This is a genomic window from Amycolatopsis sp. NPDC051372, assembly GCF_040682095.1.
Classification (GTDB): domain Bacteria; phylum Actinomycetota; class Actinomycetes; order Mycobacteriales; family Pseudonocardiaceae; genus Amycolatopsis.
The window spans coordinates 32924-59405 of sequence record NZ_JBFBAF010000051.1; the positions used below are offsets into that span (position 1 = coordinate 32924).

Annotated in this window: 20 protein-coding genes and 1 pseudogene; 18 read left to right on the plus strand and 3 right to left on the minus strand. The window is 65.6% G+C overall.

What is annotated here, in order from left to right; translation table 11 throughout:
* Positions 1-189 precede the first annotated feature (189 nt).
* Positions 190-1164, plus strand: a complete 975-nt coding sequence (locus tag AB0M56_RS46700) for a DUF3500 domain-containing protein (RefSeq protein WP_364188957.1) — start codon at positions 190-192, stop codon at positions 1162-1164.
* Entirely contained in the window at positions 1157-2122 is a 966-nt protein-coding gene (locus tag AB0M56_RS46705) for a cyclase family protein (protein ID WP_364188960.1), read from the plus strand. Before AB0M56_RS46700 ends, AB0M56_RS46705 begins: the two co-directional genes overlap by 8 nt.
* Positions 2123-2861: 739 nt before the next feature.
* On the opposite strand, the gene AB0M56_RS46710 is transcribed toward AB0M56_RS46705, so the two are convergent.
* Positions 2862-4064, minus strand: a complete 1203-nt coding sequence (locus AB0M56_RS46710; protein ID WP_364188963.1) for a flavin reductase — start codon at positions 4062-4064, stop codon at positions 2862-2864.
* Between the two features lie 162 nt (positions 4065-4226).
* On the opposite strand from AB0M56_RS46710, the gene AB0M56_RS46715 reads away from it, so the two are divergent.
* From AB0M56_RS46715 to AB0M56_RS46770, 12 genes are all read left to right on the plus strand, one after another.
* Positions 4227-5873: an ABC transporter substrate-binding protein gene (locus AB0M56_RS46715; protein WP_364188966.1), complete on the plus strand. Its 1647-nt coding sequence runs from the start codon at positions 4227-4229 to the stop codon at positions 5871-5873.
* Between the two features lie 2 nt (positions 5874-5875).
* Positions 5876-6796 (plus strand): ABC transporter permease, encoded by a 921-nt coding sequence (locus tag AB0M56_RS46720; RefSeq protein WP_364188969.1) that lies wholly within the window; start codon positions 5876-5878, stop codon positions 6794-6796.
* The gene (locus tag AB0M56_RS46725; protein ID WP_364188972.1) at positions 6793-7689 is read left to right on the plus strand and encodes an ABC transporter permease; all 897 of its coding nucleotides are present in this window, start codon (positions 6793-6795) and stop codon (positions 7687-7689) included. The genes AB0M56_RS46720 and AB0M56_RS46725 overlap by 4 nt, the downstream gene beginning before the upstream one ends.
* On the plus strand, positions 7686-9737 hold the full coding sequence (locus tag AB0M56_RS46730; protein WP_364188975.1) for an ABC transporter ATP-binding protein: 2052 nt from the start codon (positions 7686-7688) through the stop codon (positions 9735-9737). Before AB0M56_RS46725 ends, AB0M56_RS46730 begins: the two co-directional genes overlap by 4 nt.
* A 17-nt stretch (positions 9738-9754) precedes the next feature.
* Positions 9755-11620 (plus strand): gamma-glutamyltransferase, encoded by a 1866-nt coding sequence (locus AB0M56_RS46735; protein WP_364188976.1) that lies wholly within the window; start codon positions 9755-9757, stop codon positions 11618-11620.
* A complete protein-coding gene (locus AB0M56_RS46740) occupies positions 11617-12546 on the plus strand; it encodes a Gfo/Idh/MocA family oxidoreductase (protein ID WP_364188979.1) in 930 nt (309 codons plus the stop codon). Before AB0M56_RS46735 ends, AB0M56_RS46740 begins: the two co-directional genes overlap by 4 nt.
* Positions 12547-12626: 80 nt before the next feature.
* Positions 12627-13400 (plus strand): alpha/beta hydrolase, encoded by a 774-nt coding sequence (locus AB0M56_RS46745; protein ID WP_364188982.1) that lies wholly within the window; start codon positions 12627-12629, stop codon positions 13398-13400.
* A gap of 67 nt (positions 13401-13467) precedes the next feature.
* Positions 13468-14658 (plus strand): acyl-CoA dehydrogenase family protein, encoded by a 1191-nt coding sequence (locus AB0M56_RS46750; RefSeq protein WP_364188985.1) that lies wholly within the window; start codon positions 13468-13470, stop codon positions 14656-14658.
* A 269-nt stretch (positions 14659-14927) separates the two neighbouring features.
* Positions 14928-16448: an FGGY-family carbohydrate kinase gene (locus tag AB0M56_RS46755; RefSeq protein WP_364188988.1), complete on the plus strand. Its 1521-nt coding sequence runs from the start codon at positions 14928-14930 to the stop codon at positions 16446-16448.
* Positions 16445-18097 (plus strand): fucose isomerase, encoded by a 1653-nt coding sequence (locus AB0M56_RS46760; protein WP_364188991.1) that lies wholly within the window; start codon positions 16445-16447, stop codon positions 18095-18097. The genes AB0M56_RS46755 and AB0M56_RS46760 overlap by 4 nt, the downstream gene beginning before the upstream one ends.
* Complete coding sequence (locus AB0M56_RS46765; RefSeq protein ID WP_364188993.1) at positions 18097-19011, plus strand: dihydrodipicolinate synthase family protein; 915 nt, start codon at positions 18097-18099, stop codon at positions 19009-19011. Before AB0M56_RS46760 ends, AB0M56_RS46765 begins: the two co-directional genes overlap by 1 nt.
* Before the next feature lie 56 nt (positions 19012-19067).
* The gene (locus AB0M56_RS46770; protein ID WP_364188996.1) at positions 19068-20174 is read left to right on the plus strand and encodes a mandelate racemase/muconate lactonizing enzyme family protein; all 1107 of its coding nucleotides are present in this window, start codon (positions 19068-19070) and stop codon (positions 20172-20174) included.
* A 376-nt stretch (positions 20175-20550) separates the two neighbouring features.
* On the opposite strand, the gene AB0M56_RS46775 is transcribed toward AB0M56_RS46770, so the two are convergent.
* Positions 20551-21528: a hypothetical protein gene (locus AB0M56_RS46775; protein WP_364188999.1), complete on the minus strand. Its 978-nt coding sequence runs from the start codon at positions 21526-21528 to the stop codon at positions 20551-20553.
* A gap of 627 nt (positions 21529-22155) precedes the next feature.
* On the opposite strand from AB0M56_RS46775, the gene AB0M56_RS46780 reads away from it, so the two are divergent.
* The 4 genes from AB0M56_RS46780 to AB0M56_RS46795 all read left to right on the plus strand — a co-directional run bounded on the left by AB0M56_RS46780 (position 22156) and on the right by AB0M56_RS46795 (position 25781).
* Positions 22156-22941, plus strand: a complete 786-nt coding sequence (locus AB0M56_RS46780) for a hypothetical protein (RefSeq protein WP_364189002.1) — start codon at positions 22156-22158, stop codon at positions 22939-22941.
* Positions 22934-23926, plus strand: coding sequence for a DNA methylase (locus AB0M56_RS46785; RefSeq protein WP_364189005.1), 993 nt, complete (start codon positions 22934-22936; stop codon positions 23924-23926). The genes AB0M56_RS46780 and AB0M56_RS46785 overlap by 8 nt, the downstream gene beginning before the upstream one ends.
* Positions 23923-24942 carry a site-specific DNA-methyltransferase gene (locus AB0M56_RS46790; RefSeq protein WP_364189008.1) on the plus strand — a complete coding sequence of 340 codons (1020 nt, stop codon included), beginning with the start codon at positions 23923-23925 and terminating at the stop codon, positions 24940-24942. Before AB0M56_RS46785 ends, AB0M56_RS46790 begins: the two co-directional genes overlap by 4 nt.
* An 86-nt stretch (positions 24943-25028) precedes the next feature.
* Complete coding sequence (locus AB0M56_RS46795) at positions 25029-25781, plus strand: site-specific DNA-methyltransferase (protein WP_364189018.1); 753 nt, start codon at positions 25029-25031, stop codon at positions 25779-25781.
* 428 nt (positions 25782-26209) lie between these two features.
* Here the strand turns inward: AB0M56_RS46795 and AB0M56_RS46800 are convergent.
* Positions 26210-26482: pseudogene (locus AB0M56_RS46800) on the minus strand (hypothetical protein); the annotation flags it as partial.

Below are 26482 nucleotides of genomic sequence, written 5' to 3' on the forward strand. Positions count from 1 at the left end.
AGCACCGTCAAGCGAAGGGCCCAACGGCTTGACGGTCGACGGCGCGTGCTGGATGCTGGAATCAGAACACGCGTTCGCGTTAAGGACGACGGCGCCGAAGGAAGGTGAGCTGTGCTCGAAAGGTTCGGGTCGCAAGCCGGACAAGCCGGATCCGGGTACTTGCTTCCGCACGCGGCAGTGGGGGCACGGATGCGCGCCATCGCGCGCGAGTTCCTCGACAGCCTCGCAGAGGACGAGCGAGCCGAGGCGGGCGGCGTGCTGGACGACGGCGGCTTCCGCGAGTGGAAGTACAACCCAGGAGCACGGCCTGGCCTCCGCATCGACGCCTTGACGGGAGTACAGCGCGAGCTGGTGTACGCCCTGCTCGCCGCAGGGATGAGCCCGTCCGGTGTCACGACGCTTCATTCGATCATGGAGCTGGAAGTCCCGCTGAAGGCAATCGAGAAGGCGATCGACCATCCGCGCTGGCCCATCCGCAATCCCCTCGCGTACTACGTGCGCATTTTCGGCGATCCCACAACGGACTCGGCCTGGGCGTGGCGGTTCAACGGCCACCACGTGGGGGTGCACTTCACGGTGGTCGGCGACGAAATCTCCGCGACGCCGCAAATGTTCGGCGCCAATCCGCGCGTTCACACAGCGCCGGACGGGTCGCTCGTACGGACCCTCGCTGTCGAGGAAGATCTGGGGATCGGGCTCATGAACGATCTCAGTGCGGACCAGCTCGTGCGCGCTCAGCTTTCCGCCGACTCTCCTTGGGACATCGCCTCGCGCAACGATCCAGTCGTCGACATCGACTTCGCTGACCGCGGCATCCGCTACGACGAACTGTCGGGTGCGCAGCGGGACACTGTCAACGCGATCATCCAGCTGTACCTGACGCGGTGCGCCGACCCGCTGGCCCGGCAGGCTCTACGCGAGATCGAGGACGCCGGCCGCGACGCAATCCGGTTCTCGTGGGCGGGCCCGACCGGTCAGATCGACAACGCGATGATGATCTACTACTCGGTTTCAGGGCCGACTTTTCTTCTGGAGGCCGACCGTGTGAACGGTAATCCCAACCACATCCACACGGTCTGGCGCGACTTGCGCCATGACTGGGGCACCGATCTGCTCGCTGAGCACTACCGCACCACGGCACGAATAGGGCAACTGCATGACTGACCCGTCGGAAGAATCCTCCGCGTTCGTGGCAGAGCTCAATTCTGCGCACAGGATGAGCTACGACGAGTTCGTCGCTCTGCACCAACGTCTGTGCACGTGGGGTCCCGACCGGGAGCCCGATGAGCGCGGTGCGCTCGCGGCGATCAGCGCAGAGACAGTGCTGCGCACGCTCGCGTTGGTGGACGAAGGCTTGTCGGTCAGTATGGCCCGCGACCTCGACACGGTGGCGAGTGAGTCGAATCCGCAACCCACTCTGCATTACATGGTCGAACTCGGTGACCAACAGGTTCCCGAGCCGCAGGCTTACCGCGATTTCGTCGGTCTGGAGTACCACGGCCGCGCGGTGACCCACCTCGATGCGCTATGCCACATGGCGTTCGAGGGGAAGTACTTCGGCGGGGTCGCCGCTGAAGAGGTGATGACGACGACAGGATCGACGTGGGGCTCCGCGCGGCCGACATTCGACGGCGTCATCGCGCGTGCAGTGCTGGTCGACCTCCCTCGCATGGTCGGCGGCGGCTGTCCGATGGGAACGGCCGTCACCCCCGAGCTGCTCGAGGATCTGATGGCGAAGGTGGGACTGGAGCTCCGGCTTGGAGACGCCCTGGTCCTGCGTAGTGGAGCTGATGCCGACGGCCCGATGGGGCGTGCAACGGTTTCGCAGCTGGCCTCCGGGCTAACCCCGGAGGCATTCGTCTGGGCCGCCGAACGCGGAGTCGCCATCCTCGGCTCCGATACGGGCAACGAGCTGCGGCCGCCGCGCGTCGAGGGCGTAAAGGCGCCGATTCACGCGCTGTCGCTGACCGCTGCTGGTGTCCTGTTGCTCGACAACCTGCACCTCGAGCGGTTCGCAGAGGAATGCGCAGCGCGGGGTCGTTACGAGGCGGCCATGGTTTTCGCCCCGCTGCCGATCGTGGGAGGCACTGGATCGCCGTTGAACCCCATCGCGATCTTCTGATCGACCGATGAGGCTCTGACGAACAAGCCTCGTCCAGTGCTGGAGCCGGCGATCGCTCGCCGTTGTTGCGGGAGGCGCCCGGAAGGACGTTGACCGGGACAGGGCGCACGACTTCGCGACGAGCGGTGCTGCTTGTACGGCATCTTGGATTCCAGCGGAGATTGCAACACCAGCGCCGAGAGGTGTTGCGGTGACTGGGTTCGGCGACGCAGCGGACTCAATGGCTCGTCGCAACACCCGGAGGGACGGGTGTTGCGACGAGCCGGTCGAAGTGGTGTGTCGCTGTCGTCCGATCGGGGACTTTCGTGAGCGTGGCCTGCATGTGGCGATCGCGACGAGGTCGTCGACGGAGTGGGTGGAACAGGTCGGTTCCCTTTGGGGAAGTACGTGCGCGCCAAGCTGTTCTGCTGCGGGTTGTCGCGGTTACTCGTGGTGCAGCCGGCTGCTGTGCAGCGAGTCTTGCGCGCCGTGATTGCGGCGGTGGCGTGGAAGACGGCTGCGCGCGCGTGTGCCGCGTCGACCCAGCACGCCGATGACGGCGTAGCGTCCCCCTTTGCGTCCACATGATGGCCGATGTACTGGGGCGACATCCGATGAGTGGCATGCCCCGCGGGCGGCGCCGCCTTCGGGTTCACCTGAGATATGCTCGCGCTCGAGCTCTGGCGCGCCAGCAGTCGGATCCCTGATGAGGTAACGATGGCCGGGGTTTCCAATAGCAGAAACCCCGGCCTGACGGCGGTTACGTGCCGGCGTTGGCAATCGTCGCAACCTCGTGCGCGGTGGTCATCATGCGTGCCGCGATCGCCTGGACCTCCGTCGCCGTCAGCACCGAGTTCGGCCGCAACACCGAGATCGTGGACGTAACTCGGCCCGTGCCGTCGAAGACCGGTACCGCGATCCCGTGGGCTCGCGAGGTCGCGTCCGGATCGGAGTGGCGCGCCGTCTGGCGGGAGGCTTCGCCGAGCAGCGCGTGCAATTCGTGCTCCTCGTCATGGCTCAACGGCGTGACATGCCGCCGAGCGACGAGGTCCTCGGCGCGGGAGATAGCCTGGTGCAGTGGTAGGAATGACCACCCGCGCTCATGAATCTTCGTAAGCAGCTTGCGCTGCTCGCATCGCTCGTCGGGATTTAGGGCCGGCTCGGCGGAATCGAGGTAGTGCTCGATCACCTCGGCGTCCTCCCACGCGACGAACAGAGAGCCGATCGGCGGCGTGATCGGCATCCTGCGACCGACGCGTGGCAGGCTCCGGACGGAGTCACCCGGACCGGTCGCGAGCAGCGAGACCAGGTGGCCGTCGATCGCAGCCGACAGAGTGGCGACCAGGCCGAGCTCGGCGGAGAGCTGTTCCATCGGACCGCGGCAGTCCTCAGCCGTCGCCAGCTGCACCGTCAGATCGGACTGAGCCTGTGCAACCAGCGAACGGCTGCTGAAGCTGCCGAATCCTCCACGAAAGAATAGCAACGGGACGGTGTCGCCGGGGGCGTCGAGGTCCAGTACTCGACCCAGCATCAGGAAGTGGTCGCCGGTCTCGATCACTTCGCTCGTTCGGCAGTGGATGCGGGCGATCGCGTCGTCGAGCACCGGAGCGCCGGAGGTCGCGGGGTTCCACGCCACGCCGTCGAATCGCTGCGCGGCTGGGCCGGCGAACGTGCGGCAGAGTGCCTCGTGCGGTTCGGCGAGGACGTTCAGGCAGAAGTATCCGGCGGCGCGAATCTGCGCAAACGTAGATGAAGTCCGGACCGCAAAAAAGCCGACCAGGGGAGGGTCGAGCGAGACGGAGGTGGCCGACCCGATCGTCATCCCGATCGGCGACCCCTCAGGACTGGTCGCTGTAGCGATGCACACTGCAGTCGGCAAGGTACCGAGCACCTCGCGGAATCGTACTGGGTCGATCGAAGGTGCGCCGGCGTCGGCCGCTGCCGTCTGATCGTGAACGGACATGTTCCCGCCTCCCTTTCGAGGAGCTGCTCATCGGGGCTCCGCTCGACACGCCACGCGCTAGCGCTGGATGACGCCGAACCGAGTCTTGCGCACCGTGGTATCACGCTCTACTTTACCGAAACAAGAATATCGGTTCCGGTTGGGTCGTGAGGGAGATCAACGATGATGCCGTCCACACGAACGCCGCTCGGGTTGTCCCGTCGAGGGGTACTCAAGGGCGCTCTGCTCGCCGCCGCGGCCTCTGCCGTGGGTCCTGCGCTTGCCGCCTGCTCAGAGAGTGGCACGTCAAGCTCCGCAGGAGACACGCTGGTCGTCGCACTGACATCGTTCGGCAGTGAGTCGTCGGTGCCGTGGTTGATCGGAGGCCCTGAGCAGGGCCTTTGGGCCCAGGTTTACGACAAGCTGATCGTGTTGAACAAGGACACGTACGCGCTGGAGCCCAGCCTCGCGACGAGTTGGGAGCCGTCGTCCGACTACACATCGTGGACCGTGAAGATCCGGCCGGGCGTCCGGTTCCACGAGAACTACGGCGAGCTGACGTCGACCGACGTCGCCTACAGCATTCAGCAGTACACGGCGAAGACCGCCACGGGCAGCTCGACCGGAACCTGGTTGCTCAACCCGCCGACGTCCTACGACACTCGCGATGCGACGACGGTGGTCCTCCACTTCGCGAGTCCCAACTGGATGGTTCCCGACCTCCTCGCAACGGGAGGTCAGCTCAACATCGTTTCGAAGAAGTACTTCGATCAGGTCGGTGTCAAGGCGGCTGCGTCACACCCGATTGGCACCGGGCCGTATCACTTCGTCTCCGGCCGACCGGGGCAGGAGTACGCCTTCGCCGCAGTGCCGAACCATTGGCGGAAAACTCCTGCCTTCGCGAATCTCAGAGTGCGTCTCATCCCCGATGCGTCGACATCGCTGCTGGCCGTTCGCGCCGGGGAGGTGGATGTCGCGGTCGTCGGCAGCACTTTTCTCAAGCAGGCTTCGCAGGCGAACATCCGGGTCTTGGAGAATCAGCTCGGATCTCCTGGGTGGCTGATCTACCCCGGCCTCAGCAAGCCCGGCCGGCCTGACTACCAGCCGCAGTTCCCGTGGGTCGGTGATGCTAACGACCCCAGGTCCTTAGCGAACGCGAAGCTCGTGCGGGAGGCGCTCGCGCTTGCGGTGAACAAGCAGGCCATTATCGACAACGTCTTCTTCGGTCATGCCAAGAACTCACCGTTCGGCTTCTTCGTACTGCCAGTCTTCCCGTTCGCGAGCAACAGCTGGACCCCGCTTCCCTACGACCCGGCAAGGGCCAAACAGCTGCTCGCGCAGGCCGGGTACCCGAACGGCTTCAGCATCGAAATGGCGACCTCGCCGCTCCACCCCGACGGGGCCGACCTCACCCAGGCCATTTCTCAAGACTGGCAAGCCATAGGTGTCACGACACGGCTCAACAACGTTCCCCTCCAGACGCTGCTCTCGTCGATGAAGGCGAGACACAACCGGATGACGGTGACCTACGCAAGCCCAGTCGCGACCAATCCAACGAGCAACCTCGGCTTGATCTCGACCAATATCCTCAACCTGGTCGCCAATGGCGCCGCGATCGACGACGACATCAAGCGGATCGAGTCAGAGACTGACCAGACCAAGCGCTACGCGCTGGAACATGATCTGAGTCAGTACCTGTACGACCAGCACTACGGGTTGATGCTGCCGAGCCGCAACGCGACGTGGGTGGTGTCCAAGAAAGTCGGAGACTGGGCGACGCTGGGCTTCCTCAACGCCCCGCACAACTACGAGTACATCACCAAGGCCTGAACATGACGCGTTTCATTCTGAGCCGCTTGCTTCAAACATTCGTCGCGCTCGTGGGCTCGACGCTCCTGGTGTTCTTCCTGGCTCGCCAGGCAGGGAATCCTGTCGACCTGCTCCTCGGTCCGATCGCTACACCCGAGCAGGAAGCTGCACTCAACGCGAGTCTTGGTCTCGACCAGCCGGTGACCGTGCAGTACCTCCGCTTCCTCGGAAGTCTCCTGCACGGCGACCTGGGCATGTCGATCCAGTTCCAGGAGCCGGCAAGCCAGCTGTTCCTTGAACGGGCCCCCGCTACGCTGCTCCTTGCGGCGGTAGCCTTCGCGCTGGCACTGGTGGTCGCGATCCCTGCGGGGATCTACGCGGCCCACAGGCCGAACGGCCTGCTGGACCGCGTCACCTCGGGCGTCGCGGCGGCCGGGCAGGCTATGCCGAGCTTCTGGTTCGGCACGCTGCTCATCTACGTCTTCGCTGTGAGGTTGGCGGTCCTGCCCACATCGGGTGCCGACTCGACGGCGAGCCTCGTCTTGCCGGCGATCACGCTCGCGTTCTTCGGCTTCGCCGGGCTCATGCGGATCACACGCTCGGCGACCATGGAAACGCTGAGTTCGGAATACGTCCGTTTTGCGCGGACGAAGGGTGCCTCGGAGAATCGAGTGCTCTGGCGGCACGCATTCCGCAACTCCGGAATGAACATCCTGACCTTCGGGACACTCGTGCTGCTCAACATGATCACCGGTTCGATCGTTGTAGAGACGGTGTTCGGGTGGCCCGGTGTCGGGCAGCTCGTCGTACAGGCCGTGCAAAACCGCGACTTCCCGGTCGTCCAGTCGGTTGTGCTGATCCTCACGACCCTCTACTGCGTCGGCAACCTCATCACGGACGTGTTCTACGCGTTCCTCAACCCACGGATCAGGTATAGCTCATGACCGTCACTACGCCAGACTCTGCTATCGCGAGCCCTGCCGGCGACGTCGACCCGACCGGCAGGTCCACCAAGCGGCGGATTCCGCGAGTCCCCACGGTCGTTGTGGTCGTCGTCGGTCTGTGTGCGCTGCTGGCACCCGTGCTGTCGTCATACGCTCAGAACGGCGGATCGCTCCTGGCGACGTTCATTGAGCCGTTCGGCCGTGACGGCGCCGGAGCGTTGCACGTGTTCGGGACCGATCAGAACGGCCGGGACATTGCCACGCGTTTGCTCTACGGAGCACGTTCCTCTCTCACCGTCGGCCTCGTGGGCGTGCTGATCGCGGCTGCGTTCGGGTCTGCCGTCGGCCTTGTATCGGGACTCGTCGGGCGATGGGTCGACGCCGTCCTCATGCGGATCGTCGACATCGTCCTGTCGGTCCCGCCGATCTTGATCGCGATCCTGCTGGCCGGAACCAGCCGACCGTCATTGGCCAGCGTGTTCTTTGTTATCGGAGTTCTGCTCTGGCCGGGCTACGCCCGGTTGGTGAGGGGCGAGGTACTCGGCATCCGCACAATGGACTACGTCGAACTTGCCAAGGTCGCCGGCTGCTCAAGGCTCACGATCGCGCGCCGCCATCTCTTGCCCAACGTCCTGCCTTCGATCCTCGTGCTCGCCACAGTGCATGTCGGCACCGCGATCGTGCTGGAGTCGTCGTTGAGCTTTTTGGGCGTAGGCCTGCCTCCGGACATCGCGTCGTGGGGTGGGATGGTCAACGACGGGAGGGGCCTGCTCCCGATCGCCTGGTGGCCCTCCGTGCTGCCGGGATTGTGCATCTTCGTCACCGTCTTCGCCTTCAACAAACTGGGCGATTGGGCACGCATCCGTTTTGACCCACGAATGGACGTCGCATGACCAGGCGCGCGTTCGTGCCCAGTGTTGCGAAGGACCCGGAGGCCACCATGACCGACCAAGCCGAACCTGTCCTGACGGTACGAGGCCTGACGCTGTCCATGCCATCGACGCGCGGCCGGCTGTCCATCCTCAACGGCGTCGATCTGGAGATCTACCCCGGCGAGACCCTCGGTATCGTCGGAGAGTCCGGCAGCGGAAAGTCCATGACCGCGATGGCTCTGCTCGGCTTGACTCCACCCTCAGCCGAGATCACCGGGGAAATTCATCTGGAGGGCACCGAGCTCCTAAGCGCGAGCGCGCAGGAGCTCGAGCGGATACGCGGCGACCGGATCGGGACGATCCTGCAAGACCCGACGGCGTCGTTGAACCCGGCGATGCGCGTCGGCTGGCAGGTCGGCGAGCCGCTGCGACTCCACCGCGGGCGAACTCGTGCTCAGGCCGCGACCGGTGCAGAGAGGCTGCTCGAACGAGTCGGGCTGCGGGACCCTGGTCGACAGGCGCGGGAGTTCCCGCACCAGTTCAGTGGCGGGATGCGTCAGCGCATCGTCGGTGCGGCGGCCATCTCGTGCGACCCTGTGCTGATCGTCGCCGATGAGCCGACGACTGCCCTCGACGTGACCGTGCAGGTCGAGTACCTCGACCTGCTCCAGAAGCTGCAGCGCGACACCCGAGCGGCCCTGCTGCTGATCACCCATGACATCGCGGTCGTGGCGCGGGTGTGCGACCGCATCGCAGTCATGTACGGCGGGCGGATCGTGGAGTCGGGCACCAGCGAGGAACTGCTCACTCGAGCACGGCATCCGTACACGATCGGTCTGCTCTCCTGCATCCCAACGCGGTTGGAGCCCCAAGCGTTGCTGCGACCTATCGCCGGACAGCCGCCCGACCCAGCTGTCCAACCCACCGGATGCCCGTTTGCGCCCCGCTGTCCTGCCCGGCGGGCCGCGTGCGACGAGGCGCCGCCCCCGTTGGTCGCAACCTCCGCCGGCAGCACACACGTTGCCGCGTGCATCCGACGGGACGAGGGGCTGACCATCGACGACCTCTGGCCGCGATTGGAGGTCACCGAGGTCGAACCCGCGGGCGAAGCCGTACCCGAGCGTGCGGTGCTTGAGTTGGCCGACGTGCACAAGTCGTTCGTCACGAAACGAGACCTGCTCGGCCGGGCTTCGCGCTCCACCGTTGCAGTCGACGGCGTGAGCTTCGAGGTTCAGGCAGGCCGCGGTCTAGCGCTGGTCGGGGAGAGCGGCAGTGGCAAGTCGACTTGCGCTCGAATGGCGCTTGGTCTCCACGAGCCGACCGAGGGCGACGTCCTTTTCGACGGCGTTCCGCTGCGCAGGCTTACCGCCGAGCAGCGTCGTGCGTACCGGCGCACGGTGCAGACGGTGTTCCAGGATCCTTTCACCTCGCTCGACCCACGGGCCACACTGGGCGCCGCGATCGTTGAGCCTTTGCGCGAGGCGGAGCCTCGGCTTCGGCAGAACGAGCTGACCGAACGCGCCTCGCAGGCCTTGATCAGCGTCGGACTGACACCGTCGCGAGTGCTGAAGGCCTACCCGCACCAGCTCTCCGGCGGTCAGCGACAGCGTGTGGCGATCGCCCGCGCCATGATCACCAACCCGGCCGTGTTGATCCTTGACGAGCCAGTCTCGGCCCTGGACGTCTCGGTGCGCGTGCAGGTAATGAATGTCCTGCGACAGCTGCAGAACGAATCAGGCGTCGGCTTTCTCCTGATCTCGCACGACCTTGCGGCGGTCCGGTACCTCTCCAGCGACATCGCCGTCCTCTACCGCGGACGGCTCGTGGAATCCGGCGCGGCGACTGACATCTACAGCAACCCGCTCCACCCGTACACGCGGCGGCTGCTCGCCGACGCCTCCCTTGAGAAGGGCGATTCACCCCCGCCTTCTAGTGCCGGCCTCACACCCACTTCGACTGGATGCCCTTTTGCTCGGCGCTGCCCGAGCGCGATGGAGCAGTGCGTGGCGGAGCGGCCTCCGGTCGTCGAGGTCACGCCAGGCCACACGACGGCATGCCACCTCTACTGATCTATCGATGGGCGGTCATGGACAACACCGACACTACTTTCCTCACCCGACCCGACCTGCTTGGTGACGTCGGCATGGTCGCGAGCACGCACTGGCTCGCCTCCGCGACCGGCATGAGCGTCCTGGAGCAGGGTGGCAACGCGGCCGACGCCGCCGTCGCGGCGGGGTTCGTCATGCAGGTCGTAGAGCCTCACCTCAACGGCCCGGCCGGCGAGGTACCGATCCTGCTGTTCGACCCAGCCGCTGGCGACGTGCGATGTGTCGCCGGTCAGGGTCCGATGCCCGCAGGCGCCGACATCGACACCATGACCGGGCTGGGGCTCGACCTCATGCCCGGCACTGGGCTGCTCTCGGCCACCGTGCCCGGCGCCTTCGCAGCGTGGCTGACGCTGTTCGAGCGGTGGGGTACCTGGGAGCTCGCCGATGTACTCACGCCCGCTATCCATTACGCCGAGCACGGCTGGCCGGCGCTCGAAGGTACCGCCGAGGCGATAGCGCCGGTGGTCGAGCTGTTCACCGAGCACTGGCGCGCCTCCGCAGAGATCTGGCTGCCCGGCGGCCAGGTGCCACGAGCAGGGGCGCGGATGACCAACCCACTGCTCGCGGCGACGTGGCAGCGGCTGCTGCGGGAGTCGGCGGTCGACGGCGGCACACGCGAGGCGCGCATCGAGCGAGCCCGGCGGGTGTTTTACGAGGGATTCGTCGCCGAGGCGATAGCCGCGCATGCGGCGACGCCCGCGATGGACAGCACGGGCCGCCCGAACGCCGGCGTCCTGGCTGGGGACGACCTCGCGCGCTGGGTTTGCCCGGTAGAGGACACCGCGAGCCTCGTCTACCGGGGCTACACAGTGCACAAGACCGGGCCGTGGGGGCAAGGACCGGTCTTCCTGCAGCAATTGGCCCTCCTGCGAGAGCTCGGAGTGGACGGCATCCCGTTCTTGTCCGCCGAGTACATCCACACGATCGTTGAGTGCGGGAAGCTCGCATTTGCGGATCGAGAGGCGTGGTACGGCGACCCGGATGGAGCCGACGTCCCGCTCAACGATTTGCTGAGCACGGCGTACACCGTTGAACGGTCCGCGCTGGTGACCCCAGACGCGTCGAACGGTCTGAGGCCGGGGTCACCCGGCGGCCGTGAACCCCGCCTGCCCGCGATGCTTCGCGGTAACCACGAGCGCACCGGTACCGCCGTGGGCTCGGGCGAGCCGACAGCGGGCGACTTTGCGGCGGGTACAGGGACGCCGACGCTGGGGGACTCGCGAACTGACCCGGTCGTGGAGCGGACTGGGGTCGCGCGCGGCGACACATGCCATCTTGACGTCGTCGATGCGAGCGGGATGGCGGTCTCAGCCACCCCCAGCGGTGGATGGCTACACAGTTCCCCCGCCATTCCCGGGCTCGGTTTCGCGCTTGGCACCCGTGGTCAGATGACCTGGCTGGAACCCGGTCTTGCGTCGTCGCTACGGCCGGGACGACGCCCGCGCACGACGCTCACTCCGTCGCTCGCGGTTCGTGACGGGCGTCCGTTCCTCGCATTCGGCACGCCGGGCGGCGATCAGCAAGACCAGTGGTCCCTGCTGTTCTTCCTTGCCCACGTCGATCACGGGCTCGGCCTCCAGGCTGCCACCGACGCACCGATGTTCCACTCGATGCACCACCCTGGCTCGTTCTGGCCGCGTCGCGCGCGTGAACGCGTCATCGTCGCGGAGAGTCGGATCCCTGAGTCGACGATCGCCGACCTGACTCGTCGCGGACACACGGTTGAACGGGCGGAAGCATGGTCGCTCGGTCGTGTTAGTGCCGCCGGGGTCGACCCGGAAACCGGCTTCTTACGAGCGGCCGCAACCGCGCGCGGCGCCCAAGGTTACGCGGTGGGCCGATGAACGCCGTAAAGCCCAGGCTGCGGGTCGGCATGGTGGGCACCGGCTACTGGGCCGGCCACGTGCACCTGCCCTCGCTCCGCGCGCATCCCGATGTGGAGCTGGTCGGAATCTGGGGCAGGAACAACCTTGCGGCAGAGCGGCTGGGGGAGCAGTTCGGTGTCGATGCGTACCCCGACCTTGATGGCCTGATCGACACCGTGGACGTTGTTGACCTGTCGATCTCGCCCGCGGCTCAGGCAGACATTGCGACCCGGGCCGCGAAGGCGGGCAAGCACCTGCTTATCGAGAAGCCGATCGCCGACACACTGAAGGCTGGTGCTGCGCTCGCGGATGCGGTGCGCGTGCAAGGCGTGGCCGCAGTGACGCTGCTGATTCACCGCTTGCGACCAGAGCGCGCCGCCTGGCTTGACGCGCGGCGCGCAGAGAAGCCGACGAGCGCGCACGCGCACTGGCACTCGACTGCGATGCGTCCGGACAGTCCCTACGCCGGGTCGTTGTGGCGTAAGGACTTCAGCCCTCTCTGGGACGTCGGTCCGCACATCATCCACCAACTCGAGTCCGTGCTCGGACCCGTGGTCGCCGTCTCTGCCTTCGCCGTTGGGCAGCGTACCCGCGTGGCCCTGACGATGATCCACGCCGGCGGCGCCACCAGCGCTGTGGCGATCGACATGGCCTCATCACGAGACCAGCCACTGCAGACGATCGACGTGCTGACTGGGACGGGCATGCACAATTCGCCCCCGTTGAGCATCGATGGGGTTCTAAGTCACACCCACGCGCTCAGGCTGCTGAGGGACGAGATCAGGAGCGGTGTGACCGAGCACGGGTTCGGCGTCGACGTCGGGCTGCGGACCCTCGCCGTGCTCGAGGCAACGGATCGGAGCATGGCTCGAGATGGCGCCGTCGTCGACGTCGACATCGTGTGAGGCACCTACCTCTTGACGATGTCGCGGCCACGCGTCACAGTAATGAGAATAGGAACCAGCGTTCGCACTAGGAGTTGATTGTGACCCTTGGAGGTTCGGTCGCCGCGCCGATCGTCGTCCGGCCTGAGGCCGAACGCAGCACCGGTGTCGCGGTTGTCATGGTGCACGGCGGCAGTTGGCGCTTCGGTTCTCCGTCGATGCTCGCCGATCGGGCCCAGCTGCTCGCGCTACAGGGCTACACAGCGGTCGTGGTGGCATATCGGCAGCTGGCCGAGTCTGTTGCGTGGCCGACGCCGCTCGACGACGTCATCGACACCATCGCCTGGGTTCAGGCGAACGCCGAAGATCTGGGTGTAGACCCCGAGCGGATCGTGATCGAGGGCTTCAGCGCCGGCGGCCACCTCGCGCTCCTCGCGACTGCGGCGCCTCGAGTGGCCGGCGTCGCGGCGCTCGCGTTGCTCTATCCTGCCGTCTGGTTCAGTGCCGACGTCCCCGCGGTTGTTGAGCCCGTACGGTCCGAGACGGGCGTCGACCTGCGCGCTACTGCGACGGGCGTCCTGTCCGCTCACCTCGTCCTCGGTGACGACTTTCCGGTCTCCGCGGTGACTGGATTGAAGTTCGAGTGTGCGATCGGCCGGACCTTCCCACCGAGCTTCCTGGTGCACGGCACCGGCGACCGCGTCATCCCGTACCAGAGCAGCGTGCGTCTGCACGATTTCCTCACTGCCCGTGGTCTCCACTCCGAGCTGCGGATACACGCCGGCGTCGGGCATGCCTTCGAGTCCGATCCGACTTGGGCGGCTGAGGTACAGGCCGACGTATGCCGCTTCTTCGACCGCGTGCTCAACAACTAGCCGTTCCCCCCTTCCCCCTTCATTTCGACGTACTGCCGAATCGGCGACTCCACACGGAAGGAACTAGATGACCATCGCGAACCCCGAGATCCGCACTCAGGTGGAGGAGCTCGTCGCGCGAACTGAGGGGCTCATTCCTGAGCTGAATCGGATCGGCGTTGAGACTGATGCCACGGGTAAAGACCCCGACGAGGCCATGGACCTGCTCTGGAAGAACGGAATTTTCAACCTCAACGTCCCTGCGCGTTTCGGCGGACTGAGCGACGGCACTTTCTTCTTCGCCACCGAGGCGTTCATGAAGGTCTGTGTCGCCATCGGCCGAGGTGATGGCAATGTCGCGCAGAACCATCACGTCAGCGCGTTCGTCATCCGTGAGTTGTTCCAGAGTTCCCTGCCGGACTCGACGAAGGCTCAGATCGCCGAGCAGGTCCGGTCAGGTCAAGTTCGCTTCGTCGCCTCCAACGCGGAGGCCGGCTCCCCCCGGCCGGTCACGGCACGACCCGTCGACGGCGGTGTGATCCTTTCCGGCACCAAGACCTTCAACTCCAACTCCGGCAGCGGCGGTTTGGCGAGTGTCGGGTGCACACTCGATGGCGTGGAGGGCCGCCACCATGTCGTAGTGCCACTCGATCACCCGAACGTCGTGATGCATGACAACTGGGACAACATGGGCCTGCGGGGCACGCACTCGCAGACCATCGACTACAACGATGTCTTCGTCGCCGACGACTGGCACTGGCACGAGGGCGACCAGGATCCGCTGACCAGCGCGTGGATCATGATGGGACACAGCCCGATCATGCTCGGCCCCGGCTACGGCGCGCTCGACGCCGCGCTTTCCTATCTCCGCGAGGGCAACCGCCCATTCTTGCCGCAGTTCAGTACTGCCGACGAGGATCCGCTCATCCTCAGCCGAATTGGTACGTTCGTGTCGCTGCTGGAAGCCGCCCGAGCGGCTCTGCTCGACGTCGCACGACAAATCGAGGCCGCGGCCGAGACCCCCGAAGCCGCCGACCACGACGCGATCTGGGTTGCCGTGCAGGCTGCGAAGGTCGCCTGTGTCGAGTCCGCGATTACCGTCAGCGACGGCATCATCGATCTCACGCGCGCGCGCAGTACCGCAACCAAACATCGCATCGACCGGTTCTGGCGCAACATCCGCACCTTCAGCACGCACGACCCGACCGATGCTCTCAAGTACTGGGTGGGCCGCTACTACCTCACCGGCAAGGGCCGGCCGTCGATGAAGATTCGATGACCGGGCGCTGATCGTGAGGGCTCAGGCCGCCGGCCTGGGCATGTTTGTTCACCTGTGCAGCGACGTGGCCGCGCTTCCGTCCTGCCTCCATCGGCGGCGAGCCCGCGTCGTCGACCACCACCATCGCCGTCCGACCGGCCCACGCTGGGCACGACGGGCCCGCAGGAGGTTGCTCCCATGCTCATCGGCCATCCGCAGCAGCTGGTCACGAACGCGTGCGATGCCGGTTCCACGCCGACCTTTGTGATCGTTTCCGGCAGCGGTGCAGCATGAGCAACCAGATCGCTGGAAACAGAGGCAAGCTGCGCACCGTTTTCCTAGGCGTCGATGTCGGAACTTCGAGCACCAAGGGCGTCCTTGTCGACGCGGCCGGCACCATTCTGAGCCGGACGAAACGCACTCACGCTGTCGATCGACCCGCACCGGGACACGTTGAGATGTCCGCGGACATCTGGTGGGATGAGTTCTGTTCGATCGCAACCGAACTACTGGCTCGCGATGACGTCGCAGTCGGGGCCGTCGGCGTCAGCGGCATGGGACCCTGCACGCTGCTGACCGACGGCGACGGCCGACCACTCCGGCCCGCGATTCTGTATGGTGTGGATTCCCGTGCTGGCCAACAGATCGACAGGATCAACGACGAGCTCGGCGCGGCCGCCGTATTCGAGCGGTGCGGCTCGGCGCTCTCCTCGCAGGCTGTCGGCCCGAAACTCGCGTGGGTCCGGGAGAACGAGCCTGACGTGTGGCGGCACGCCCGGCGGCTCTTCATGCCAGCGTCGTGGCTCGCCTACCGGTTGACCGGGACGTACACATTGGACTTCCACTCGGCCAGCCAGTGCGATCCGCTGTTCGACATACACCAGCAAACGTGGGTACCGGACTGGTGGGCGCACGTAGCCCCGGGACTCGAAGTCCCACCCTTGCGCTGGCCCGGCGATCAAGCAGGGCAGGTGCGCGTTGACGTGGCGGGAATTCCGAAGGGAACTCCGGTCATCGTCGGAACGATCGACGCTTGGACCGAAGCGATCAGCGTCGGTGCCCAGGGCATCGGCGACCTGATGCTCATGTACGGCACCACCATGTTCCTGATCAACACGGTGGCAGAACTTGTCACCAGCTCGTCCATGTGGGCAACTGTTGGCGCGCTACCTGGCACTCGCAACCTCGCCGGCGGCATGGCCACGTCCGGCGCGGTCACGGATTGGTTCCAGCAGATATTCGGCGAGAAGGACTACTCTCTGCTGCTCTCGGAGGCGCGCGCATCTCCTCCTGGAGCTCGCGGTCTCCTGATGCTGCCGTACTTCGCCGGGGAACGAACGCCTGTGTTCGATCCTGATGCGCGCGGTGTCATCGCGGGGCTTGCCCTGAACCACGTCCGCGGAGATCTTCTCCGCGCCGGCCTCGAAGCGACGGCACTCGGCGTCCGGCACAACGTCGAAGCCCTCGTCGCGGCAGGCGGTGACGTGCGCCGAGTCGTCGCCGTCGGCGGCGGCACGCAAGGAGGTCTGTGGACCCAGATCGTCAGTGATGTGACCAGCCTCGAGCAGGTCGTCCCCCGTCATACTGTGGGTGCCAGCTACGGGGCCGCTTTTCTCGCGGCAGGCCTCATTGGGAGCCCGGATATCACCGTGTGGAATCCGCCCGCGACGGTCATCACCCCTGACTCGTCGAATGCTGAGCTCTATCACGACAGATACATCGCGTACCGCTCTCTCTACGAGCAGACCAAAGACATCAGCCACGATCTGGCTCACAACCAGGCCGACGCAAGCAAAGGAATCGCTCGGTGACCACCGCCTACACGCTGCCCACCCCTGCCGAACGGCCCGCTGCCGAACCGAACATCGTGTATCTGATTGCCAGCGGTGACCTTCGAGAGTCGGCCAATACTGCGAGTTGGCCAGTGCAAGTGGCGGTCGAAAACGCCGTGACCGCGGCGTTTTCCACGCTGGGTAAGCAGGTCAGACGCGTCGTGGACATCGATCCAGCGACCGGCCACGGCTTCGTGTCGAGCCAACGGATGGGCCTCGAAGCGTTCAAGCGGGTGCCGCCGGAGGCGCCACTGGTCGTCGCCATCGCGAACTGGCAGTACAGCCATCATTTGCTGGCCGGCCTGCGGACGCACCGCGGCCCGATCCTCACCGTGGCCAACTTCGCCGGCGACTGGCCGGGGCTCGTTGGATTGCTTGGCCTCAACGCCAGCATGACCAAGATGGGAACGAAGTACTCGACGTTGTGGAGTGCGGACTTCACAGACGATTGGTTCTTGTCTGGGCTGCGTCAGTGGGTCGAGACCGGGTCGGTCGAACATGACGCTTCCCACGTTCGCGATCTCTCCCCACTGCCCGAGAATGACGAGACTCGCCTGGGGGTGGCTGTTGCACGGCAGATGCTCTTGGACAAGGCGATCATCGGCGTGTTCGATGAGGGATGCATGGGCATGTACAACGCCATCATCGACGATGAGCTACTTAACAGTACGGGCATTTACAAGGAGCGACTCTCTCAGAGCGCTCTCTACGCCGAGATGCGAACCATCCCAGATGCCGAGGCCGACGAAGTCGGTGCTTGGCTCGTGGAGAAGGGCATGACCTTCCGGCTCGGGTCCGACGAGGCCACGGAGCTGACCACCGAACAGCTGCGCTGGCAGTATAAAATGTACGTCGCCGCCTTGCGGATCGCTGATGATTTCGGTCTCGACGCCGTCGGTATCCAGTATCAGCAGGGGTTGAAGGATCTGGTGCCGGCCTCTGACCTGGCCGAGGGTTTGCTCAACAGCTCCGAGCGACCGCCGGTCCGCAGCCGAGACGGTGCCCGGGTGCTGCACCAAGGCCTGCCGCTCCCTCACTTCAACGAGGCTGATGAGGGCGTCGCAGTGGATGCCCTCATCACGCACCGCGTGTGGACGGCGATGGGTTTGGTGCCTGACAACACGCTCCACGACGTGCGCTGGGGCGAGGACTACGACGGCCGTTTTGTGTGGGTCTACGAGATCTCCGGTTCGGTGCCTGGTTCTCATCTCGGTGGTTGGCAAAACGCCGAGGGTTGGCGACAGGGGCACGTTTTCTTCCCGGCCGGCGGCGCCACCGTCAACGGCGTCTCGAAGCCGGGTGAGATCGTCTGGTCGCGGGTCTACATCATGGACGGCCGGCTGCACGCCGACGTCGGTCGTGCCTCAGTCGTCGCGCTTCCGGCAGAAGAAACCACTCGTCGCAAGGAGGCGACCAACCCGGAGTGGCCGATCGCGCACGTCGTCCTCCATGGCGTGAGCCGCAATCAGTTCATGGCGCGGCACAAGGCCAACCACGTACAGGTCGTTTACGCACCGGACGCACCAACCGCCGACAGGGCACTCATCACGAAGGCGACCGCGTTCGCAGGCTTGGGTATCCAGGTGCACTTGTGCGGCGACGTCGCGGCTCTTGACGGAGTCGCCTGATGCCCGCGTTCAGCGGCGTCATCCCGCCGATCGTCACCCCCCTGCTCGATGACCGAAGCGTCGACGTCACCAGCCTCAAACGACTGATCGACTACCAGCTCGACGCCGGCGTACACGGCGTCTTCGTCCTCGGGTCATCCGGCGAAGCCGTCTACCTTTCCGACTCCGACCGGCGCACGGTCGCTGAGGTCACCGTGTCGCACACCGCGGGTCGGGTTCCGGTGCTCCTCGGAGCTCTCGACACGACGCCGGCTCGTGTCGTGGAGCAGCTGAACCTGTTCTCCGGCCTCCCGGCAGACGGCGTCGTCGTTACAGCGCCCTTTTACGCCAACCCGTCTGATTCCGAGGTCGCTGAGCACTTCCGCGCCATTTGCTCGCAGTCGCCGCTGCCTGTGCTCGCGTATGACATCCCCGGGAACGTCGGCAGGCGTATTCCGCTGCAGGTCTCGATCGATCTGCTCGGCGCCGGCGTGCTTGCCGGGATCAAGGACAGCTCGGGGACGCTGACCGAGTTCCGCAGGATCCTCGACGCACTTGGGCCGGGGCATGACGCGGCTGTGCTCACCGGCGCCGATGTCCTCGCCGACCTTGCACTGAACCTCGGTGCGGACGGGCTCATCCCCGGGCTGGCCAACGCTCGGCCCGACCTTTTCGTCGGGCTCTACGACGCCCACCGCAAGGGCGATGCGGTCGCGGTCGCCAAGCATCAGCGAGCGATCAACGTCTTGGTCGACATCTTCGGCGCCGGTCAGCCACACGGCCTCGGCCGGCACTCGTCGGAGCTGGGGGCGCTGAAGACGATGCTGCACCGAAGGGGCGTTATCGCCACCACCGCCGTCTCCGCTCCGCTGACTCGCTACGACGAAGCAGCGATCGCGTCCCTCGACGCCATCCTGGAAAGGGTTCCGCTGTGAACGCGGATCGGTTTCTGACCACAGGCCCGCTCCTTGTCAACCACCGGGTAGGAACCATGTCTCAAACCATCAGTAAGGTCGACGTCCACCTGGTTTCCATGCCGGTAAAAGCGGATTTCGCCGACGCCACGCGCAAGGTGGAAACTGTCGGGTACACGATCGTGCGCCTGACCACGCAGGACGGACTGGAAGGCTTCGGCGTCACCTATCACGAGGTGGGCGGCGAGGCCACTCGCGACCTCATCCTGCGCAACATGGCTCCGAAGCTTCTCGGCCGCGACCCGTTCGACACCGAGCTCATCTGGGCGGAGTTCTTCGGGTACCTGCGGGGTGTCGGCCGCAAGGGCTTGATGTTCTGCGCGCTCAGCGCCGTCGACATCGCGCTCTGGGACCTGAAGGGCAAGATCACTGGGCTGCCGCTCTACAAGCTTTTTGGCGGGGGCCCCACGCGCATCCCTGTCTACGCGTCAGGCGGTTGGACGTCGTATGACGACGACACGCTCGTCGCCGAGATGCTCGACATGGTCAGTCAGGGTTACACGATGGTCAAGTTCAAAGTGGGCGTCGACGGCGGAAAGCGCCCTCGCCGTGACCTGGAACGCGTCCGAAAGGTCCGCGAGGCGGTCGGGCCGGACGTAGAGCTGTTGCTGGATGCGAACAACTGCTGGGACGCGGCTACGGCGGTTGCGTTCGCGAACCGTGTTCGAGAATACGACCCCATGTTGCTCGAAGAGCCGGTTTTCGCCGACGACATCCCCGGCCTGGCCCGGTTCAAGCGCGGAACGGACGTGCCGCTGGCAACCGGCGAGCACGAGTACACCAAGTTCGGCGTTCGGGACCTCCTGGTCAACGAAGCCGCCGACATCGTCCAGGTGGACGCGGCCCGCGCCGGCGGATTCACCGAGATGCTCAAGTGTGCTGCCCTGACGCAGGCGTGGAACGTGAAGTTCGCGCCACACGCCATGGAGCACCTCCACAGTCACCTCGTGAGCGCTGTTCCGAACGCCGTTTTCCTCGAGCGGCTGCGCCTCTTCGAAGACATTACGGCAGCCGTGTATACCAATGCGCCCGTCCCGAAAGACGGCCACATCGAGCTGACGGATGCTCCAGGGTTGGGACTTGAGCTGAACATGGACTTCATCGACGACAACGACGAAGCCTGACCGGTGACCACGCGGGCCGCGTGCGCACACGTCAACCGCCGTGGTGTGCCCCGGAGCGCGCATGGCCCTCAAGTCTCGACTGGGTCAGCTCGACGCCGCGTCGCCTGAGGCTACGAACGCGACCCGGCCATGTCCGAGGGCATGATCCGGTGGGCTTCGATCGAGACCACCGTCGGAGGGCCCATCATCCGGCAGCAATGACGGTTCGGGAGAGGTGACACCATCGTCAGTGGGAACGGCAGACATCTGATCACTGTCGGTCGCGTCGCTGTTTTGATGGGGTCGTGAGGTGCCGGCGAGCGCGACGTGTGGCCGTGGAGCGCGCACAAGGCTCCGGCGCATGAGATTTGGTCCTTGATCGCACGAGAGTCGTCGATCAGTCGCATGGCGGCAACTCCGAAGATCGGGTCGAGCGCGCGTCCGTCCCGTAACCCTGAACTCCGGATTCCGGGGTAGTTTTCGACACCGGCTGTTCGTCTCGTCGCTCGGCGGCGCCGACAATGGCTGTAACAGGTTGTGACGGTCGAGGTGCGGCAGGCGTGCGCGCGCCGGCGTCCGAAGGTGATGTACGCCGCGCTACCTCGTTGGCGACTGGGTCAGCCGGATCGGCGCCTGTGGCGGTGTCATGGAGGTACTCGGCGAGCCGAATCTCCGCGCGTTTGCGTGCCTTGTACACCGCCCACGTGGTGGCCTCGTGAGACTCCGCCCACTCCGAGACAGGAACACCTTCCAGACGTGTCGCTCCGATCAGTGTCGCCTCGGACCGAGTCAGGACCCCATCCGCAACCGCACGTGCCAGGACGAGGTCCGGATGGCCCCACGGCGGGTGCGGCGCGGCGGAACGGAACCCAGGTGCAACTGGAGTCGGACCGGACAACGCCTCGTTGAGCGCGTCATATCCGGACCGGTACGCCGCCCATCGAAGCCGGAGCATGATCCGCGGCCGGCACAGATCGATCGTTGTCAAGGCGGCGAGGAAGCCGTGGAGGATCTCAGCGTGTACGTCGGCAGGATCACCGGCGAACCGCGCTGTCAATTTCGCCGCGACGGCTGTCAATGCGGGCATTGCCATGCCCACCGCGGCCACCGTCCAGGTTGCCCCTTCCGACCGTGAACGCAATACGAGATGAGCCCACACCGCGTCCCCCGTAGCCTGTGGACACCGGCGCGCGAGCATGTGGTCGCGCACCTCGTCGAGCGGGACGTCTCGGTCCGGCAGGCCGTCGAAGAGCCTGCCGTTCAGGGAGACCGGATGAGGCCCGGTTACCAGCCAGGCGAAAGTGTCCCGGGCGATATCCAAGGAGTTCGCGACGGCCTCGTCGCCGCCTGGTCGGAAAGGGTTTTTCGCTGGCATTTCAAGACTCCCTGAACCGTCGATTTGTGAAACAACGGGTTTAGGAAATGGGAAGTTGTACCGGTGAATTACCCTGTATCTACTTGGATTTTACTGGTGAGTTGCTAATTCGCTAGAGGTCGCAGATCTAGTACCTTCCAAGTACTCGAATGGTCGTTGACCAGGGTCTCGGGCGATCAGCCTGGCGACGTGTGCTCTCAGATTGAAGGCCCTTGTGTGGGCTTTGGAGCTGGTGCTGCGGCCAGGTGTTTTGTTGATCCGCGGGGCCTCGAGGTGTTCTGCGTGAAGATCCTAGCCTGATTATTAACCTGTTTGAAATTCTAAAAATTGTGGTGGTAAAGAATTCTTTCTGGGCGGTCCAAAATAATGCCGTGGCGTGGAGTTAAGGGATGTCAGAACTCGGTGTGCACTCCACGGAGGAGATCCGCTGTGACCCCAGCGCGCGACAGGAAGCACCACGGAACCGGCTCTCCAACTCAGCACGCGACTGCCCCTGTGCATCCGTCGGCCAGGACCTCGCCGGAGCGCCGTCTGCTTGCGATGCCTACGCCACGCCGCGCGGCGCGGCCGTTTGGGCCGAGCACGGTCTGGCTCTGCGCTCAAGAGGGCTTCAACGGAGGTACGGGATTGCTGGCCGACTGGCTGCTGATGGCGATCGTGAAGATCGTCACGGCGTACACGTTGCCCGGTCATCGAGTGCTTATCCTCGAATCCGCGACGTACCTTCAGCCGCCGGCCGCGTCATCGTCGGCGGCCGACCGTGGCCGACGCCAGTGCGGACCGTACGCCGGACTGCCGGGGGCTGCATGGACCGCCGCTCGCCTCGGACGCCGCGTCCGGACACAGACTGTCGTCGCTGATCTCGATCCTGATTATAGGTATCCAGCGTGGACGCGGACTGAGTCGGAGTCCGGACCCCGCTCGCGCACCGGAAGTCCGACGACCCAGCGCACTTCGCCACAGTCGGCGCCTGCCGGGCACGACCCGGACTGCCCCGCGACGGCGACGGACCCGGACTGCTTCGACCTCATAGTCACTGCTGCCGAAGTGACGACCCTCGACTGGTTTCGCCCGACCGCTTGGGCCGGCTCGCTGGCCCCGTCCGGCACGCTCGCAGTGATTACGCACGGTGACCTATTCGATGGGCGGTGGAGAGATCCAGCAGGATCGCTCGTCTTCGCGGCGCGAAGTAAGGGGCTCCGGTACATCGACCGCATCGCGTTGTTACGCGTGCCCATACGTGACGTTGCGGTCGATCCCAAGGCGTCCCTGGAGCGCCTCAGCGCACCAGCTCTGCCGCCGAAAGACCTGACGCCGAGCCGGCACACCCGCGCGCACGACGACCTCTTGGTTTTCACCCGCCAACCTGACCCGTGGATGTCCCCGAGCGATGGGAAGACCTCCGATGCCTGACCCTTCCATGCCGCCGCTGTCGGTCTGGCCGACCGGGCAGCGGGACCCGCACGCGCAGCTGCGCGACGCCGGCTGCGTTCCCGGCACCGAGGACGACGCCGAGCGGGTTCCACCCGCCGTGGCCGCGTACGCGATCGCAACCTACACGCGAGCCGGTGACCTCGTCGTCGATCCGGATTGCGGCGCAGGCACCGTGCTGACAGCGGCACTTCACGTGGGTCGGCACGCGGTCGGACTGACCCCGCGAAGTAGATGGTGGACCCTCGCACGCGCCAACGTGACCGCCGCAAACAATTCGGGTGCCTGGCCTCACGGCACGGTCCTCGGCGCCCGTCCGCCAGTTCTCGGTACAACCCGCGCAGCCGGGCTGATCGGGCGAGTCGGACTCGTCTTGACCTGTCTGCGCACCGATCCGTTTCGGCCTGGCGATCCGGACAGCGACCCGGCCAAGTCCGACTTCGCCACGATACTGCGCTACTGCGAGTCGCTTCTGCGCTCCGGTGGTCATCTTGTTGTCGTCGCGCGACCACGCCGGCGCCCGGACGGCGAGCTGGTCGACCTGACCACCCCGCTCATCGCCGACGCAATCGCAGCCGGGTTGGTTCCGGTCGAACGGTGCGTGGCGCTGACCGCCGAACTGCGCGATCGCCGGCTAGTCACTCGTGCCTCGCTGGCCGAGCGTCGTGCGGCTGCCCGTGCCCGAGCGGCGGGTTCACGAGCCGCACTCGTCGCGCACCACGACGTGCTCGTCTTTGGGCTCGCCCACGACGCCGAACTCGCGGCCGAGGCATCAGCCGGCTTCTTGTGGCCCGCCGATGACGAGATCACCTTGTCGGCGGCGAGCGATGTCGCCTACTCGGAGTGGATGCGAGCAGTGCACTCGACCGATCAGTCCCTCGCCAGCTGTGCCGCCCGCCAGAGTCGCTCGGCCCGCCACGGCGCGTTCGGCATCGCGCTCTTCGACGACGGTCAGGAGGCGGCATGAACTCTCATCCGGCCAGCGCCATCCACTACCGAGATAGCAGGACGACCCTGTACGTCGGCGACGCGACGACCGTCCTCAAGCGTCTGCCGTCGGGGTCCGTCGACTGCGTTGTCACCAGTCCGCCCCGCTGGGACTCGTACACACATGAGACCGGCGCTCGGATGGACAACCACGATCACGTGCGCGGTGGCACGACGACGCCGCAGAGGTACGTGAACGGTCTCGTCGAGGTCTTCGCGCAGTTGCACCGCGTGCTGGCAGACACCGGCACCGTGTGGGTGAATCTCGGCGACTCGTACTCAGCCGGGCCGCCGACTCGGTTCGGCAAATCGGTGCATGGGAACGTCCCACTCGGAGCTGATGGGACTTCGCAACCGGCGGCTGCTGTGCGTCACGCCGGCGACGCGACGTCGCACGGCGCCCCGGCGAGAAGCCTCCTGGGCATGCCCTGGAGGGTTGCGTTTCGGCTCCAGGCCGACGGCTGGATTTTGCGCAACGCGATCGTCTGGAACAGAACCGATGCACATTCCGAAGAAGTCCGGGAAAGCAGGTGGAACCGATATCAGATGGTGTTCCTGCTGGCCAAGCAACGACGATACTTCTTCAACCTCGATGCGATTCGTGAACCGCTCGTGCACTCGAAGGCGGCGGCCGGTGATACCGGGCCTTCAGGCAAACGCCGCCAGATCGTGAGCGACACTCCCGCTCGTCGCGGCTCCTCCGCACGTTCGCGTGGGAAGAACCCTGGCGACGTCTGGTCGATCCCCCAGCCGCAAATCTGCGCCGTGTACCCGGCGTCGTTGCCTGTCGATCTGCCGCTGCGGTGCATCGCCGCTGGTTGCCAGGAGGAGGGAGTCGTGCTGGATCCGTTCAGTGGTGTCGCCACGACCGGCCTGGCGGCGCACCAGCTTGGCCGCTCCTACATCGGCATCGATCTCAACCCCGGTTTGCACGACGTCGGTCTGGACCGCTTTGGCCTGGAGAGCGACCGGACAAACTGGAGCGCTGCAGCATGACTGTTCTTCGTGGAGTCGCGGCCCGCACGCTCGTTCAGCGGACGTTTGCCGTGCGAGTGGGCGACGCGGCGGTGGTGATGGGTGGGATGGCGGCCGCATCGGTCGATTGTGTTGTGACATCGCCTCCGTATTGGGGACTGCGTGACTATCGCATCGAGGGACAGCTCGGAGCGGAGTCCGCTGTCGAGAGCTATGTGACTCGGCTCGCCGATGTTTTCGACGAAGTGGGCCGGGTTCTCGCGCCTGGCGGGACGGCGTGGCTCAATCTTGGCGATTGTTTCGGTGGTTCGTGGGGGAACTACGTCGCTGCTGGATCTACCGCACGAACTGCCCGGGCGAGGGCGGCAACGGGCTACGGGGTGCATCGGCCGCCTACCGCGGCTTGTCGGCGGAAGGATCTTGTCGGGGTGCCGTGGCGGGTGGCGTTCTCGTTGCTGGAGCGGGGGTGGTTCTTGCGGAACGCGGTGGTGTGGGAGAAGCCGAACGCGCGACCGGAGAGTACACAAGATCGGCTCACTCAGCGCTACGAGATGGTCTTTCGGCTGGCACGCCAGGAAGGGCACGACGGCAGCGTTTCCGAGAGCGGGACGGAAGTGTGGCGTGTGCCCGCGGGCCGCTCCCGCACGGGCCATCCGGCGGCGGGCACGTTGGAGATTGCCCGGCGCTGTGTGCGTCTGAGTTGCTCGCCGGGTTCGGTTGTGCTCGACCCGTTTTGCGGGAGCGGTACGACTGGTGTCGCGGCTCTGGAGCACGGGTGTTCATTCGTCGGCATCGACTTGGATCCGGGTTGCCGGGTTATGGCTCAGCGTCGGCTTGCCGACGTTGAGGTGGGCGCATGAAGTCCGAGGAGTGCTTGGCGGACGGGATGACGATCGCTGAGATAACTGGATTGCCCGCCGTGGTGGATTTGATGACAGCGGCGCGGGCTTTGCGGATTGGTCGGACAAAGGCGTACGCGTTGGCGCGCAGCGGTAGCTTCCCGTGCCCGGTGTTGAGGGTTGGTGGGGAGTATCGCGTTCCAACGGCTGGGCTTCTGCGTGCGGTCGGCCTGGGTCCACCGATGGGGTGAACGTGGGTGGGCTCGGGCTTCCCTACTGCAACGGCAGTCAGGTGAGTGGGTAGCCGCGGCGTTTGTAGTGACTGAGGCGGGCCTGATGTTGTCGTCGGCGGCGGAAACGGGACCAGGCCCAGACGTGGTCGGCGGCGTCGGCGACACGCAGGACGAGTCTGGTGAGCAGGCGCCGGATCTCCGGTAGCGTGAATCCGATCATGCCTGGTTCGCCGACACCGATTCCCCTTTTATGGCCAGGGATCGGGAGACAGCAAGCCAGGCGTGGGCCAGCATCGACAACGTGATGTGGGCATACCACGCGCGCCAGGACCGGACCTGGTAGTGATCCAGCCCGGCTTCGTTCTTGGCCTGCTGGAAACATTCCTCGATCCGCCTGATGCGCCCCGGGTTCTGTGCAGGCTCTGATCTCAGGGAGGATGCAGAGCATGCCGGCACCGAAGAAGTACAGCGACGAGCTGCGTGAGCGGG